This window comes from Pseudomonas sp. TE6288 (assembly GCF_054062095.1).
In genome coordinates this window covers 42,643-56,923 of the sequence record NZ_JBSSEW010000014.1, presented here as the reverse complement: position 1 = coordinate 56,923, position 14,281 = coordinate 42,643, and the positions used below count along the sequence as shown (strand labels likewise).

Here is a 14,281-nt window from a genome sequence, read left to right as displayed (position 1 = left end):
GGGCGATGAAAGTCGCCCTGTTTTTTTGGGCTTTCAAATCACGACGACTGGCAATCATTGTTGCGCACCCTGCTCGCGATACAGGGCCATTCAATAACTGTTTGCGGTAGTCCCCCGCACTGTACGACTGATTATTTGCTCCAGGAATGATTGCCGCCGACCTGGGCGAAACGGTTCAGCGGCAGCATCGTGCGTATGGCCTCCTTGCCACGTTGCAGGTCGATGAACTGGTAGGCGTTGATCCGCGGCATGGCGTACAGATTGATGACCTGGCGCAAGGTGCGCAGCGCCGGCAAGTGGCGGTCGACCACATCGCTGAGCAAGGCTGGGCCGGTCATGCGGCTGAGGCGGTTGGCATAGCGATAGAAGTTGGCCGGGTCATCGGCCAGGCTGGGCTTGCTGTCGTAGAAGTCCGAGTTGGTCTGGAAGCGGGCATGCATTTCTTCGGAAATCGCCTCGAGGGTGGGGTTGCCAGGGTGGCTGCCGATCAGGCTGGTGTTGTAAAGGCAGTTCATGCCCATCTTTTCGTTGGACATCGGGGGCGCCAGCAGCAAGCCATCGGGTGTAGTGCTCAATTCAACCTGGTCGATGGCTTCGTTGGGGCTCTCCGCCGGTTGCCCATTGATTAGCTGCGGACGGTCCCCTTGGCTCAGCAGGGTATCGTCCACATCCATGTACAAGCCCCCTTCGTGGTGCAGCATAGGGTAGCGCAACACGTCGGATGCCGAGGCGTAGTTGCTGGCGATACCGCCATTGCCATCCAGCGCTGCATCATATTGGGCGAAGTACTTGCTCTGGCGAAACGCTCTGAAGAAGGCTTGCTCTTCCAGCGGCAGAACCTGCAGCCCTGGTGCTTGCGCAGCGAGCAGCCACTGGTTTTCGGCGTAGACGTCGGGGTTGGCGCGCGAAAGGAACAGGCGCAGAGAATAGTCACTGTCCTTGAGCCGTGCGGCATTCTTGCCCAGGTTGGTCAGCAGTTCAGGGTTGATGACTTTGTCGCCCACCCAGAGGCAATTGATCCTCTTCGGGATGGGGTGGCTGTCCGCGGCTTGCATCGGTACTTCCACCGGCAATGGAAGATCGATCCCCAGCGCGCGCAGGCTACGGGTGCGCATGGTGTTGGTGACTGAACGGGTGGAGGGTGCCGGCACCAGGTCCTTGCTGCCTGCCTGGGCAATGTAACCGACTGGATCGATCTCGTTGAGCTCATCCTCTTGAATGAAGACATCGCGCTCGATGTCGTAGACCACACGATTGTTGTAGCCATGGATACTCACATCGAGGTTGTCGGGTTCGCCGTTGTAGAGCGGCGTTCGTACAACGGAGTCGGTGATGGCCTGATCGCCGTCCGGCAGCGGCAGGATCGAGTCGGGTGTGTGGAAATAGCGGGCACCCTCAGGCGCTGGAAAGCGGGGTGGGGTGCTCGGGCTCAATGGGTAACCGATCTGTTCGTTCAGGCGCGTTGGCGGGACGAAGCCCTCGCTTTTGAATGCGAACAGCGCCTTGGCTCCACGGGCGCCAGCGATTGCCAATGGCACGGCATTGAACAGGCCCCAGGTGATGTTCCCGACACCGGCTTCCTTCTCTTGCAGTGTCCGACCGTTGATCGCCTGGTCGAGCCCCAGGCCCAACTGTACGACGCCGCCCAGGGCCAGCAGCGGGGCAAGGCCCGGCACCACGAGACACAACGGTGCCAGCAGGTTGAGTGTGGTGGTCAGATAGCCGATCCAGCGGGCTTTGCTGACTTGGCTGTCGCGGGTGATGAGAAAGTCGGCATCGTCGTAACTGCGTTGGCGCTGACGCTCGGCCAGTGCCTGGAAAAGGTCGCCTTCAAGCCTTGGGTTGTATTTGCCGGGCCGATAGTCGACATAGGTCCGTGGCGGCCAGGTGCCGTCATCATTGAAGTAGCCGTGTTCGGGGGGCAATGGGTGACGGGCCGGGTAGTCGGCCAGGCCATCGAGGGCGGTTTCCAGGCCGCTGAAGTCGACGCCTTGCGGGCGGTCGGCCAGTCGGAAGTACTGTTTAAAGGCGTGGCGCTTTGCCGGATCCTGGCACTGGCGGCCAACCCAGTCCTTCATAAGCGTCTTGCTGTTGAACTCCAGCAATGGCGAGCTGTTACCGGGCATGTAGAGTACGGTCAGGTCGCTGGCAGGGTCGTTCAGATATAACAGGTCGGTAGCGGCGTAGCCGTAGATGTTCAGCGTACTCCTGTGCAGCTGCCTGCTGCAGGGTAGCAACCCGGCGGCTTGCCAGATGAGCGTCCTGGCCGCCTCGCTGAGGCTGCCTTCGCCGACCTGCTTGTTACAGGCCGCTATGAAATTGAGCTTGCAGGCAAGCCTGTGGTCTTGCAGATGTTCGTTCCAGTATCGGTCTAGCTGGGTCTTGAAGGGTGTATGGAAGTCCAGGTCTTCTATGAACCTTTGGAAAGCTTCTGCGGCTATCGGCAGGTGAGTCGAGGTGTCATAGCGTTGTGGCGTGGTACGGCGGAACAAACCGTTGAACACCTCGAAGGCGGCACCGTTGTGATTGAAGGCGGGGGCTGGCAGTGTTTCCACCAGGCGTAGCGGACGATCGGGCATGGTGCCGGCCCACGGGTTGCCAAACAGGCTGCCGAACAGGTTGTTGTTGGATTCACCTTGCCAGTTGCTCAGTACCGCCTGGGGCAAACTCATGCGTTGGGTAACCGCGGCAAGGTAGCGATTCGGTCCATCGGGGCGGTAGTGCAGGGTGACGACGTCGATCTGCGCAGCGGCCAGGTCATGGCCCTGTTGTGCCAGCCATTGCTGAATTGCCCGGCTGGCTTCGAGATCCGGGCGCGGCACATGGCTCAGGTGGTCGACAACGTACTGAACGCCGGCGGCGTTGATGCGGCTTGTGGGCATTTTGTTCACCTTGCTCATTTATGGGAATGGCAAGGCTGAATGGCTTATGCACGCAGGGGGCGGTAGCTAATTATCAGTGCCGCCCGGTGGCAGTAGCGCGGCTACCGGAGTCACGTCCCGTGGTGCGCTGGGCTCATCGCTGAAGCCAGGGGGTACCTTGCCACGCAGCTGCCAGGCAAAGGCGATGATCTCGGCGATGGTCAGGTACAGCGCCTCGGGGATCTGTTCGCCCAGCTCCAGGCGCGTCAGCAGCCGTACCAGCTCGGCGTTCTCGTAGATCGGCACTTCATGCTCGCGGGCCAGGGCGAGGATGGCTTCGGCCAATTCGTCGTCGCCCTTGGCGCTCAGGGTCGGGGCCTGCTGGCCGTCGTAGCTCAGGGCGATGGCCTGGCGCGGTTGCTTGTGCTTCATGCGGTCTCATCCACCCAGCGTTGTTCGAGGCGTGTGCGTGGCCCCTGAGGCGGAATACCCGGGTGGCATTCCAGGTCGCCCACATCCAGACCGCGGGCCAGCAGGCGCTCACGCAGGGCGCCAAGCTGGCTGTCGATCAGGCGCGCGGTGCGTTCCTGTTGCGCCCAGAGCTGGCCTGACAGCCGGCCCTGGAGCAGTTGCGCCTGTACCTGCAATGGGCCCAGTGGCGCGAGGTCGAAGGCCAGCTCGACACGCCACAGGGCTTCCAGCGGTTCAGACTGTTCTCGTTCCCGCTCGGCCTGCTGTTCCGGGGTTTCCTCGCGCTGTAGCTTGACCTGCAGGGGCACGAATTCCTGGCCATGGCGTACCGGTACTTCGGTTTGCCAGGTGGTCTGCTGATTGCCGTTCTCGAGCGTGCCGCTCTGTTGCAGGCTGGACAGCGAGTGGCTTTGCAATCGGGAGATGGCGGCGGCGGCCAGGCGCAGCAATTGTTGCAGATCGCCTTCGCTTTCCAGCTTCTGCAGCAGGCGTGAGGGCAGGGGGAATGCACTGGGCAGTGGTCGCGGGCTGACCTGGCCAAGCATGCCCAGGGCGCTGCGGGCCAGGCCTGGCAAGGCCTGGGCGATGGTCGCGGTGGCCAGCGGCAGGTGTCCGGGGGTACCGGGCAGTGCCTGGGCCACCAGCTTGACCAGTTGAGCCTTGAGATCGGGCGCGATACTGCTCGCCTGCCCGCCGAGAAGCTTGGACTCGAAGAACGTTCCGCTGTTGTTGAGCGCCTGCGCCAGGCCTTTGGCGTCTCCCATCTGTCGGGCATCCGGCAGGTTGGTGAGCAGGCGCTCGGCGCTGGCGCGCAACTCGGGGGGCGCATCGGGACTGCTGGCGATTCGTTGCAGGCTGGCGAGCACGCCTGGCAGCGAAGCCTGGAGACCCTGCTGGGTCGACAGGTGCTGGGTAACGGCCAACTGGTCCTGTCGGCCACTCAGGGGCACGAAACGCAGCGCCTGCTCCCCCTGCACCAGCGCGCTCAGCAGGCTGCCCACGGGGAGCTGTCGAGGGCTGTCAATGGCCAGGGTGGCACCTGCCTGACTGCTGTTGAGCAGGCTCACCAGTGAACGGAAGGTCGCGGGCAGGCCAGGGCCCTGCGACAAGGCCTGGCTGGTCAGAACCTTGGCCTGGAGCAAGGTGCCGACCGGCATCTGCCGGGTGTCGAGCTGGTTCAGGGTGGCGATGTTGCTGGCAGTGGCTTGTTGCACCATTAGCGCCAGGCGGTTGGCCTCGGGCTGGCTGACCAGGATCTGGCTGCCGGGCGGCATGGGCTGGCTGGCAGTGGTCAGTACTTGTGTCTGGTTGCCGTTGGCCTGGGCAAGCCGCAGCAGCATCTGGAATTCCTGGCCGACCTGGCGCAGGGTGATGACCTCGGCCTTGGCGGTTTCTCCAGGCGGCAGCAGGCCGGGTTGGGCCTGCAGCAGGCGCAGCATCTCGCCGGTCATCGCAACCCGTGTCGCTTGGGCGCTTACCGCGGTTTGTGTGCTGAGACTATTGATTTCAGTCATGATTGTATACAACCTGTCGAACCAGCCCTCTTGGCAGTGCGGTGACGCGTGCAATAATGCCGCTCGCTCGCCATTGCCAGTATAACGGCAAGGGTTGATGCGACTTGAGACACAGACTGCATAAGGCGATACCGTGACCCTTCACCTCCAAGCCGCGGGCCTGGCCTGCGAGCGCGACTGGCGGCTGCTATTCGAGCACCTGCACTTCGAACTGCACCCTGGCGACATGCTGCAGGTAGCCGGCCCCAATGGCAGCGGCAAGACCAGCCTGTTGCGCCTGCTGGCCGGGCTCATGCAACCCACCGCCGGGCAGATCCTGCTGGGGGGCCAGCCGTTGGCCGAACAACGCCATGCCCTGGCCAGCATCCTGCTGTGGATCGGCCATGCCGCCGGGATCAAGGACCTGCTCAGCGCCGAAGAGAACCTTGCCTGGCTCTGCGCGTTGCACCGCCCGGCCAACCGCGAGGCGATCTGGAAGGCGCTGGAGGCCGTCGGCCTGCGCGGTTTCGAGGACGTGCCCTGTCATACCTTGTCTGCCGGCCAGCAGCGCCGCGTGGCCCTGGCCCGGCTGTACCTGGACAGCCCGCCGCTGTGGATCCTCGACGAACCGTTCACTGCCCTCGACAAGCAGGGCGTGGCGCAACTGGAAGCCCACCTTGCAGCGCACTGCGAGCAGGGTGGTACCGTGGTGCTGACCACCCACCATACGCTCGAACGCAAGCCATCCGGCTATCGCGAGCTGAACCTGGGACAATGGGCGGCATGAGCGTATTCCTCCTTCTGTTGCGCCGCGAGGCGCGGCTGTTGTTCCGCCGCCCGGCGGAGCTGGCCAACCCGCTGGTGTTCTTCGCCATTGTCGTCGCCCTGTTCCCGCTGGCGGTGGGGCCCGAGACACAATTGTTGCAAACCTTGTCGCCAGGACTGGTCTGGGTAGCGGCCTTGCTGGCGGTATTGTTGTCGCTGGACGGGTTGTTTCGCAGTGATTTCGAGGACGGCTCGCTCGAGCAGTGGGTGCTTTCGCCGCATCCGCTGGCCATTCTGGTGCTGGCCAAGGTGCTGGCGCACTGGATCTTTTCCGGGTTGGCGCTGGTATTGTTGGCACCATTGCTGGCGCTGATGCTGGGCCTGCCGCCCAGTTGCCTGCCGGTGCTGCTCGCCTCCTTGCTGCTGGGCACCCCGGTGCTGAGCCTTCTGGGCGCGGTGGGCGCGGCGCTGACGGTCGGTCTCAAGCGCGGCGGCCTGCTGCTGGCGTTGCTGATTCTACCGTTGTATATCCCTGTATTGATCCTGGGCAGTGGTGCGTTGCAGGCGGCATTGCAGAATATGCCCGCCACCGGCCATCTGCTCTGGCTCGCCAGCCTGACGGCCCTGGCGGTGACACTGGCACCCTTTGCGATCGCGGCCGGCCTGAAGATCAGCGTCGGCGAATAACGAGTGCCGGGCATTGCAGCCCGGCCAATACCCTGGATGTACCCTGATGAAAATAAGCTGGACGTGGTTCCACAAGCTGGGTTCCCCCAAATGGTTCTATGCCATCAGCGGCCGCATGCTGCCATGGCTGACCGTTTGCGCCATCGTGCTAATGCTGGTCGGCATCACCTGGGGCCTGGCCTTTGCCCCCCAGGACTACCAGCAGGGCAACAGCTTCCGCATCATCTATATCCATGTGCCGACCGCCATGCTGGCGCAGTCGTGCTATGTGATGCTCGCCGTGGCAGGCGTGGTGGGGCTGGTGTGGAAGATGAAACTGGCCGATGTCGCGCTGCAGTGCGCGGCGCCCATCGGTGCCTGGATGACCGCGGTGGCGCTGGTCACCGGGGCGATCTGGGGCAAGCCCACCTGGGGCAGTTGGTGGGTCTGGGATGCGCGCCTGACCTCCATGCTTATCCTGCTGTTCCTGTACTTCGGCATCATTGCCCTGGGCCAGGCCATCAGCAACCGCGACAGCGCGGCCAAGGCCTGTGCGGTACTGGCGATCGTCGGTGTGATCAACATCCCGATCATCAAGTACTCGGTGGAGTGGTGGAATACCCTGCACCAGGGCGCCACCTTCACCCTCACCGAAAAGCCGGCAATGCCGGTGGAAATGTGGGCGCCGCTGCTGATCACCGCGTTGGGCTTCTATTGCTTCTTCGGCGCCGTGCTGTTGCTGCGCATGCGTCTGGAAGTGCTCAAGCGCGAGGCGCGGGCCAGTTGGGTCAAGGATGAGGTATTGAGCCAGCTTGGCCGGGAGGCGGCACGATGAGCTTTGCCTCCTTCAGTGATTTCCTCGCCATGGGCCACCATGGCCTGTACGTCTGGTCGGCCTACGGCATCTGCTTGGCGGTGCTGGCGCTGAATGTCGCCGCGCCCCTGCTGGCCCGCCGTCGCTACCTGCAAGAAGAGGCGCGTCGTCTGCGCCGGGAGAACAAACTGTGAATCCGCAGCGCAAGAAACGCCTGTTCATCATCCTCGGCCTGCTGGCCGGTGTCGGCGTCGCCGTGGGCTTTGCCCTGAGTGCGCTGCAGCAGAACATCAACCTGTTCTACACCCCGACGCAGATCGCCAACGGCGAGGCGCCCCTGGACACCCGCATCCGCGCTGGTGGCATGGTCGAGAAGGGCTCGGTGCAGCGCTCGGCCGATTCGCTCGACGTACGTTTCGTGGTCACCGACTACAGCAAGTCGGTACCGATCACCTACCGCGGCATCCTCCCTGACCTGTTCCGCGAAGGGCAGGGCATCGTCGCCCTTGGCAAGCTCAATGCCGATGGCGTGGTGGTGGCCGATGAGGTTTTGGCCAAGCACGATGAGAAGTACATGCCGCCGGAAGTCACCAAGGCCCTGAAAGAAAGCGGCCAGGCCGCCAGTGATGCGGGGGCCAAGCCATGAACGCAGCCCTGGTGATCCCCGAACTGGGCCAGCTGGCGATGATCCTGGCCATCTGCTTCGCCGCCGTGCAGGCCAGCGTGCCGCTGCTCGGCGCCTGGCGCGGCGACAGTCTGTGGATGGGCCTGGCACGGCCGGCGGCCTGGGGGCAGTTCGCCTTCCTGGCTTTCGCCTTCGCCTGCCTTACCCATGCCTTCATGACCGACAACTTCTCGGTCGCCTATGTGGCCAGCAACTCCAACAGCGCCTTGCCCTGGTACTACAAGTTCAGTGCCGTGTGGGGCGCGCACGAAGGCTCGCTGCTGCTGTGGGCGCTGATCCTCGGCGGCTGGACCTTCGCCGTGTCGATCTTCTCGCGCCAGCTGCCCCAGGTGATGCTGGCCCGGGTGCTGGCGGTCATGGGCATGATCAGCGTGGGCTTCCTGAGTTTCCTGATCATCACTTCCAATCCGTTCCAGCGCCTGCTGCCGCAGGTACCGGGCGACGGTCGCGACCTCAACCCGCTGCTGCAGGACTTCGGCCTGATCGTCCACCCACCGATGCTGTACATGGGTTATGTGGGCTTCTCGGTGGCCTTCGCCTTTGCCATCGCCGCCTTGCTCGGCGGGCGCCTGGACGCGGCCTGGGCGCGCTGGTCGCGGCCCTGGACTATCGTCGCCTGGGCTTTCCTGGGCGTCGGCATCACCCTAGGCTCGTGGTGGGCCTACTACGAACTGGGCTGGGGCGGCTGGTGGTTCTGGGACCCGGTCGAAAACGCCTCGTTCATGCCTTGGCTGGTGGGCACGGCGCTGATCCACTCGCTGGCGGTCACCGAGAAGCGCGGGGTGTTCAAGAGCTGGACCGTGCTGCTGGCCATCGCCGCGTTCTCCCTGAGTCTGCTGGGTACATTCCTGGTGCGCTCGGGTGTACTGACCTCGGTGCACGCGTTCGCCGCCGACCCTTCGCGCGGCATCTTCATCCTGTTCTTCCTGTTGTTCGTGGTCGGCGGCTCGCTGACCCTGTTCGCCCTGCGCGCCCCGGTAGTCAAGAGCCAGGTGGGTTTTGCGCTGTGGTCCCGTGAAACCTTGCTGCTGGCCAACAACCTGGTGCTGGTGGTGGCGGCGTCGATGATCCTGCTCGGCACGCTGTACCCGCTGGTGCTCGATGCCCTGACCGGGGCCAAGCTGTCGGTCGGCCCGCCGTACTTCGACGCCTTGTTCCTGCCGCTGATGGCGCTGCTGATGGTGGTGCTGGGTATCGGTGTGGTGGTGCGCTGGAAGGATACCCCCGGCAAGTGGCTGGCCGGCATGTTGACCCCGGTGCTGGTTGGCAGCGCGGTGCTGGCGCCGGTCGCCGGGCTGATCGTCGATGATTTCGACTGGCCAGCCCTCAGCGTGTTCGCCCTGGCCGCCTGGGTAGTCCTGAGCGGCGTGCGCGACATTCTCGACAAGACCCGTCACAAGGGCCTGGTCAAAGGCCTTGGTGGGCTCAACCGCAGCTACTGGGGCATGCACCTGGCTCACCTGGGGCTGGTGGTCTGTGCCCTGGGCGTGGTGTTGTCGAGCAATAACAGTGCCGAGCGCGACCTGCGCATGGCGCCGGGCGAGACCGTCGAGCTGGGCGGTTACCACTTCCTGTTCGAGGGTGCCAAACACTTCGAAGGGCCGAACTTCATCTCCGACAAGGGCACTGTGCGTGTTTCGCGCGATGGCCGCGAAGTGTCCGTGCTGCACCCGGAAAAACGCCTGTACACCGTGCAGCAGTCGATGATGACCGAGGCCGGCATCGATGCCGGTTTCACCCGAGACCTGTATGTCGCCTTGGGGGAGCCGCTGGAAAACGGCGCCTGGGCGGTGCGGGTGCATATCAAACCTTATGTCCGCTGGATCTGGTTGGGCGGTCTGCTGACCGGCCTGGGCGGCTTGCTGGCGGCCCTCGACCGGCGCTACCGCGTCAAGGTCAAGACCCGGGTGCGTGAGGCCCTGGGCGTGTCTGGAGCAACGGCATGAAGCGTTGGATCATGGTCGTGCCGCTGGCGGTGTTCCTGCTGGTGGCGGTCTTTCTCTACAAGGGGTTGTTCCTCAAGCCCGACGAACTGCCTTCGGCAATGATCGGCAAGCCATTCCCGGCATTCTCCCTGGCGTCGGTGCAGGATGACCGCACCCTGACCCAGGCCGACATGCTCGGGCGCCCGGCGCTGGTCAACGTGTGGGGTACCTGGTGCCCGTCCTGCAAGGTCGAGCACCCGTACCTGAACCGGCTGGCCGAACAGGGTGTGGTGATCCACGGGGTCAACTACAAGGACGACAATGCCGCCGCGCTGAAGTGGCTGGCCGAGTTCCACAACCCTTACCAGCTGAACATTGCCGACCAGCAAGGCACGCTGGGCCTGGACCTGGGGGTGTACGGCGCGCCGGAAACCTTCCTGATCGACGCCAAGGGCATCATCCGCTACAAGCATGTCGGTGTGGTCGATGCCACGGTGTGGCGTGAGCAGCTGGCGCCGCTGTATCAGGACCTGGTCGACGAGGCCAAGCCATGAGGCGCTGGCTTACCGCTGCCGTGCTTGGCCTGAGCCTGGCCGGGGTGGCCAAGGCCGCCATCGACACCTATCAGTTCCGCGACGAAGCCGAGCGTGAGCGCTACCAGCAACTGACCAAGGAGCTGCGCTGCCCCAAGTGCCAGAACCAGGACATCGCCGACTCCAACGCACCGATCGCCGCCGACCTGCGCCGCGAGATCTTCCGCATGCTGGGCGAAGGCAAGAACAACCAGCAGATCGTCGATTTCATGGTCGATCGCTATGGCGACTTCGTGCGCTACAAGCCGGCGCTCAGCGGGCGCACCTGGTTGCTGTGGTTCGGCCCGGGTATCCTCCTGGCCAGTGGTTTCGTGGTGTTGGCGGTGATCGTCCGCCGTCGCCGCGGGCAGGCTGTGGCCGGCAACACCGAACTGTCCGCCGACGAACGCGAGCGTCTGGCCAAACTGCTGGATAAAGAACGTACCCATGACTGAATTCTGGCTTAGCGCGGGCCTGCTGCTGCTCGCCGCCCTGGCTTTCCTGCTGTTGCCGATCCTGCGTGGCCACCGCCGCCAGCAGGCCGAACAAGACCGTACCGCACTCAATGTGGCGCTCTACGAGGAGCGGGTCGCCGAGCTGGCTGCCCAGCAGGCGGCCGGGGTGCTCGATGATCGACAGCTGGCCACGGGACGTGACGAAGCCGCCCGCGAGCTGCTGGCCGATACCGAACGCGACGAGGCCGTGCGCCTGGGCCGCCTGGGCAAGGCCATCCCGCTGCTGGCGGCGGTGCTGGTGCCGGCGATGGCCCTGGGGCTCTACCTGCACTTCGGCGCAGCCGACAAGGTCGAGCTGACCCAGGAGTTCGCCAGCGCGCCGCAGTCGATGAGCGAAATGACCACACGCCTGGAGCGCGCGGTGCAGGCCCAGCCGGATTCGGCCGAAGGTCTGTATTTCCTTGGCCGGGCCTATATGGCCGAGCAACGGCCGGCCGACGCGGCCAAGGCCTTCGAGCGTGCCGTGGCCCTTGCCGGGCGCCAACCCGAGCTGCTCGGGCAATGGGCCCAGGCGCTGTACTTCGCCGCCGACAAACAATGGTCGGCGCAACTGCAAGCGCTCACCGATGAAGCGCTGAAAGCGGACCCACGGGAAGTCACCAGCCTTGGCCTGCGTGGCATCGCTGCATTCGAGGGCGAACGCTTCCAGGAAGCCATCGACTTCTGGCAGCGCCTGTTGGCGCAACTGCCGGAGGGCGATGCCTCCCGTGCCGCGTTGCAGGGTGGCATCGATCGTGCCGCCGACAAGCTCAAGGCCGGCGGCGGCAAGGTCGCCGAGGCTGCGCGCCTGAAAGTACGGGTCGAGCTGGGCGCGGCGCTCAAGGACAAGGTGCGCCCGGATGACACCGTGTTCATCTTCGCCCGCGCCAGCAATGGCCCGCCCATGCCGCTGGCGGCCAAGCGGGTGACGGTGGCGCAGTTGCCGATCGAAGTGGAGCTGTCGGATGCCGACGCGATGATGCCGCAGATGAAACTGTCGGACTTCACCGAAGTCCAACTGGTTGCCCGAGTCTCGCGCGCAGGCGTGCCGACCCGCGGCGAGTGGAAGGGCCAGAGTGCGCCACTGGCCACCACCACCCAGGCCACCCAGCACCTGACCATCGACAGCCCCGATCCGTAAGAGAGCAACCGTCATGAACAGCACCGTCCGCCTGACCCTGATCACCCTGGCCCTGGGTCTTTCCGCGTGTACGGTGCACCAGCCGGGGGAGCGTGAACCGCTGCCGCCTATCGAGACCACGCCGCCACCGCACCAGGGGCCGGTGGTCAAGCCACTGCCAGGTGGCCAGCCGGGTACCCAGCCGAGCAAGCCGGCGGCGATTCCCAAGCCCATGCCACGCACTTCTGCCAGCTTCGCGCCGCCGCCCGGTGGCGCCAGCCATTGGGACCCGAAGCTGGGGGTCTATGTACTGGAGAAGCAACCCAACACCTTCTACCGTCAGCGCACCTATTATCGCTGGAACAATGGCTGGAGCTGGTCGCTCAGTCCTAGCGGGCCTTGGCAGGAAACCGACAGCAGTGGCGTGCCGGGCGGCCTGGGCAGGGCGTTCGCGCAATAATTGCCGTTGGCCTGATCGCGGGGCAAGCTCGCTCCCACGGGAGGCCATCGTTTGGGGCTGGCGTGGGAGCGGGCTTGCCCCGCGACAGGGCCGGCGGCGCCAACAGCTGGCATAATCCCCCTTCGCATACAACCGGAGGGTGGCATGAGCAAGACAGTCCTGGTGCTGGTGGAAACCGTCGATGACTACCTGCCGCTACTGGAACAGGCCGGCTACCGGCTGATCCGCGCACCGTCGCCGCAGATGCGCGCCGACGCCATCGCCCGCCATGCCGACGAGATCGACGCCGTGCTCACCCGCGGTCCGCTGGGCCTCACGGCCGACGAAATTGCCACGTTGACCCAACTCAAGATCATCTGCGTGATCGGTGCCGGCTACGAGCAGGTCGACCTCGAGGCCGCCGCAGCGCGCGGTATTACCGTTACCAATGGCGCTGGGGCAAACGCCGGTCCCGTCGCCGACCACGCCATGGCGCTGCTACTGGCGCTGTTGCGCGATATCCCGCGTGCCGATGCCAGTACCCGGCGCGGCGAGTGGAACCGGGTGATCAGCCCCTCGGTCAGCGGCAAGCGCCTGGGCATCATCGGCCTGGGCGCGGTCGGCCAGGCCATCGCCCGCCGTGCGAGCCAGGGCTTCGACATGAATGTCAGCTACCACAGCCGCACATCCCGCCAGGACCAACCGTACACCTGGTACGACAGCCCGTTGCACCTGGCCGATGCCGTGGACATCCTGGTGGTCGCCACGCCCGGCGGCGCTGCTACCCGGCATCTGGTCGATGCCCCGGTGCTGGCGGCCCTGGGCGCCGAGGGCTACCTGGTCAATATCGCCCGGGCCAGCGTCGTGGATACCACGGCGTTGGTCACGGCCCTTGAACAGGGCGTGATCGCGGGGGCCGCGCTGGATGTGTTCGACGACGAGCCGGCAGTGCCCGCTGCGCTGAAGGCGCTGGGCAACACGGTGCTGACCCCGCATGTGGCCGGGCAGTCGCCGGAAGCGGCGCGCGACACCGTGACCCTGGTGCTGCGCAACCTGCAGGCGTTCTTTGCCGGCGAGCCGGTGCTGACCCCGGTTCGCGGTTGAATCCTTTTCGAGTCCGCCCGGCACTGCGCCGGGCTTGAGGAGCCTTTGCATGCAACTAGAGATCTTCCAGGTCGATGCCTTTTCGTCCACGCCTTTCGGCGGCAACCCTGCGGCGGTGATTCCCCTGCAGCAGTGGTTGGCCGACGACGTTCTGCAGCGCATCGCCGAAGAGAACAACCTGTCCGAAACGGCTTACTTCGTGCGAAATGGCGAAGCGTTCGACCTGCGCTGGTTCACCCCGGCGGTGGAAGTCGATCTGTGCGGTCATGCGACATTGGCCGCGGCCTGGGTGCTGTTCGAGCAACTGGGGGAGCAGGCCGAGGTGCTGCGCTTCAATACCCGCAGCGGGGAGTTGCGGGTGAGCCGCAATGCCGATGGTCTGCTGGCGATGGATTTCCCGGCCAAGCAGCCGGTTGCCGTCGAGATTGCGCCGGGGTTGCTCGAGGCGTTGGGGTTGAGCGAGGCCCGGGCGTTGTATCGGACGGACGATTATGTGTTGGTGATTGACGATGCTTCGCTGATCGAAGGGCTCAAGCCGGATTTCGTGGCGTTGTCGTCATTCGATGTGCGGGGGATTGCAGTGACGGCGGCGGGGCGTGGGTTCGATTTCGTCACGCGGTGGTTCGGGCCGAGGGTGGGCGTCAATGAAGATCCGGTAACCGGGTCGGCCCACACTTCCCTGGCGCCTTATTGGGCTGAGCGGCTGGGCAAAAACAGCTTGCGCTGTGAGCAGGGTGGGGCGCGCAAGGGGCAGTTGCAGTGTGATGTGCCGGGCAATGGGCGAGTGATCATCAGTGGGCGGGGGGCGCTGTATCTGCGGGGTGTGATTTTTATTTGAGTGCCGCTGGCGGGCGGCCAATCGGCCTCCCGCT

15 protein-coding genes are annotated in these 14,281 nt (G+C 64.8%); 12 read left to right on the top strand and 3 right to left on the bottom strand.

Annotated features, from left to right (window positions below; genetic code table 11):
- Positions 1-131 precede the first annotated feature (131 nt).
- The 3 genes from ACVWY1_RS16110 to fliK form a co-directional block, all read right to left on the bottom strand.
- The gene (locus ACVWY1_RS16110) at positions 132-2,882 is read right to left on the bottom strand and encodes a dermonecrotic toxin domain-containing protein (RefSeq protein ID WP_457378500.1); all 2,751 of its coding nucleotides are present in this window, start codon (positions 2,880-2,882) and stop codon (positions 132-134) included.
- Between the two features lie 66 nt (positions 2,883-2,948).
- The gene (locus ACVWY1_RS16105) at positions 2,949-3,293 is read right to left on the bottom strand and encodes an EscU/YscU/HrcU family type III secretion system export apparatus switch protein (protein ID WP_102685093.1); all 345 of its coding nucleotides are present in this window, start codon (positions 3,291-3,293) and stop codon (positions 2,949-2,951) included.
- Positions 3,290-4,846 (bottom strand): flagellar hook-length control protein FliK, encoded by a 1,557-nt coding sequence (gene fliK / locus ACVWY1_RS16100; RefSeq protein ID WP_457378499.1) that lies wholly within the window; start codon positions 4,844-4,846, stop codon positions 3,290-3,292. The genes ACVWY1_RS16105 and fliK overlap by 4 nt, the downstream gene beginning before the upstream one ends.
- A gap of 133 nt (positions 4,847-4,979) precedes the next feature.
- Here fliK and ccmA point away from each other — a divergent pair, with 133 nt between their 5' ends.
- From ccmA to ACVWY1_RS16040, 12 genes are all read left to right on the top strand, one after another.
- A complete protein-coding gene (gene ccmA, locus ACVWY1_RS16095) occupies positions 4,980-5,612 on the top strand; it encodes a cytochrome c biogenesis heme-transporting ATPase CcmA (protein ID WP_102685091.1) in 633 nt (210 codons plus the stop codon).
- A complete protein-coding gene (gene ccmB, locus ACVWY1_RS16090; protein WP_277505196.1) occupies positions 5,609-6,277 on the top strand; it encodes a heme exporter protein CcmB in 669 nt (222 codons plus the stop codon). The genes ccmA and ccmB overlap by 4 nt, the downstream gene beginning before the upstream one ends.
- A gap of 46 nt (positions 6,278-6,323) precedes the next feature.
- Positions 6,324-7,091 carry a heme ABC transporter permease gene (locus ACVWY1_RS16085; RefSeq protein ID WP_102685090.1) on the top strand — a complete coding sequence of 256 codons (768 nt, stop codon included), beginning with the start codon at positions 6,324-6,326 and terminating at the stop codon, positions 7,089-7,091.
- Positions 7,088-7,264: a heme exporter protein CcmD gene (gene ccmD / locus ACVWY1_RS16080; RefSeq protein WP_457378498.1), complete on the top strand. Its 177-nt coding sequence runs from the start codon at positions 7,088-7,090 to the stop codon at positions 7,262-7,264. Before ACVWY1_RS16085 ends, ccmD begins: the two co-directional genes overlap by 4 nt.
- Positions 7,261-7,716 carry a cytochrome c maturation protein CcmE gene (gene ccmE, locus ACVWY1_RS16075; RefSeq protein WP_023632021.1) on the top strand — a complete coding sequence of 152 codons (456 nt, stop codon included), beginning with the start codon at positions 7,261-7,263 and terminating at the stop codon, positions 7,714-7,716. The genes ccmD and ccmE overlap by 4 nt, the downstream gene beginning before the upstream one ends.
- Before the next feature lie 11 nt (positions 7,717-7,727).
- Positions 7,728-9,701, top strand: coding sequence for a heme lyase CcmF/NrfE family subunit (locus tag ACVWY1_RS16070; RefSeq protein ID WP_457378523.1), 1,974 nt, complete (start codon positions 7,728-7,730; stop codon positions 9,699-9,701).
- A complete protein-coding gene (locus tag ACVWY1_RS16065; RefSeq protein ID WP_457378497.1) occupies positions 9,698-10,234 on the top strand; it encodes a DsbE family thiol:disulfide interchange protein in 537 nt (178 codons plus the stop codon). The genes ACVWY1_RS16070 and ACVWY1_RS16065 overlap by 4 nt, the downstream gene beginning before the upstream one ends.
- A complete protein-coding gene (locus ACVWY1_RS16060) occupies positions 10,231-10,707 on the top strand; it encodes a cytochrome c-type biogenesis protein (RefSeq protein WP_457378496.1) in 477 nt (158 codons plus the stop codon). Before ACVWY1_RS16065 ends, ACVWY1_RS16060 begins: the two co-directional genes overlap by 4 nt.
- Entirely contained in the window at positions 10,700-11,887 is a 1,188-nt protein-coding gene (gene ccmI, locus ACVWY1_RS16055) for a c-type cytochrome biogenesis protein CcmI (RefSeq protein WP_457378495.1), read from the top strand. Before ACVWY1_RS16060 ends, ccmI begins: the two co-directional genes overlap by 8 nt.
- Positions 11,888-11,900: 13 nt before the next feature.
- On the top strand, positions 11,901-12,326 hold the full coding sequence (locus ACVWY1_RS16050) for a hypothetical protein (RefSeq protein WP_038706546.1): 426 nt from the start codon (positions 11,901-11,903) through the stop codon (positions 12,324-12,326).
- Positions 12,327-12,470: 144 nt separating this feature from the next.
- A complete protein-coding gene (locus tag ACVWY1_RS16045; protein ID WP_277505191.1) occupies positions 12,471-13,409 on the top strand; it encodes a 2-hydroxyacid dehydrogenase in 939 nt (312 codons plus the stop codon).
- A 49-nt stretch (positions 13,410-13,458) separates the two neighbouring features.
- The gene (locus ACVWY1_RS16040) at positions 13,459-14,247 is read left to right on the top strand and encodes a PhzF family phenazine biosynthesis protein (protein ID WP_111532663.1); all 789 of its coding nucleotides are present in this window, start codon (positions 13,459-13,461) and stop codon (positions 14,245-14,247) included.
- Positions 14,248-14,281: the final 34 nt, after the last annotated feature.

What these genes read in the sequence shown, in the direction of transcription:
- ACVWY1_RS16040 (WP_111532663.1), top strand. Translation starts at nt 13,459, where the DNA reads ATGCAACTAGAGATCTTCCAGGTCGATGCCTTTTCGTCCACGCCTTTC.
- fliK (WP_457378499.1), bottom strand. Translation starts at nt 4,846, where the DNA reads ATGACTGAAATCAATAGTCTCAGCACACAAACCGCGGTAAGCGCCCAA.
- ccmD (WP_457378498.1), top strand. Translation starts at nt 7,088, where the DNA reads ATGAGCTTTGCCTCCTTCAGTGATTTCCTCGCCATGGGCCACCATGGC.
- ACVWY1_RS16065 (WP_457378497.1), top strand. Translation starts at nt 9,698, where the DNA reads ATGAAGCGTTGGATCATGGTCGTGCCGCTGGCGGTGTTCCTGCTGGTG.
- ACVWY1_RS16045 (WP_277505191.1), top strand. Translation starts at nt 12,471, where the DNA reads ATGAGCAAGACAGTCCTGGTGCTGGTGGAAACCGTCGATGACTACCTG.
- ACVWY1_RS16085 (WP_102685090.1), top strand. Translation starts at nt 6,324, where the DNA reads ATGAAAATAAGCTGGACGTGGTTCCACAAGCTGGGTTCCCCCAAATGG.
- ACVWY1_RS16050 (WP_038706546.1), top strand. Translation starts at nt 11,901, where the DNA reads ATGAACAGCACCGTCCGCCTGACCCTGATCACCCTGGCCCTGGGTCTT.
- ccmI (WP_457378495.1), top strand. Translation starts at nt 10,700, where the DNA reads ATGACTGAATTCTGGCTTAGCGCGGGCCTGCTGCTGCTCGCCGCCCTG.
- ACVWY1_RS16110 (WP_457378500.1), bottom strand. Translation starts at nt 2,882, where the DNA reads ATGCCCACAAGCCGCATCAACGCCGCCGGCGTTCAGTACGTTGTCGAC.
- ACVWY1_RS16105 (WP_102685093.1), bottom strand. Translation starts at nt 3,293, where the DNA reads ATGAAGCACAAGCAACCGCGCCAGGCCATCGCCCTGAGCTACGACGGC.
- ACVWY1_RS16060 (WP_457378496.1), top strand. Translation starts at nt 10,231, where the DNA reads ATGAGGCGCTGGCTTACCGCTGCCGTGCTTGGCCTGAGCCTGGCCGGG.
- ccmB (WP_277505196.1), top strand. Translation starts at nt 5,609, where the DNA reads ATGAGCGTATTCCTCCTTCTGTTGCGCCGCGAGGCGCGGCTGTTGTTC.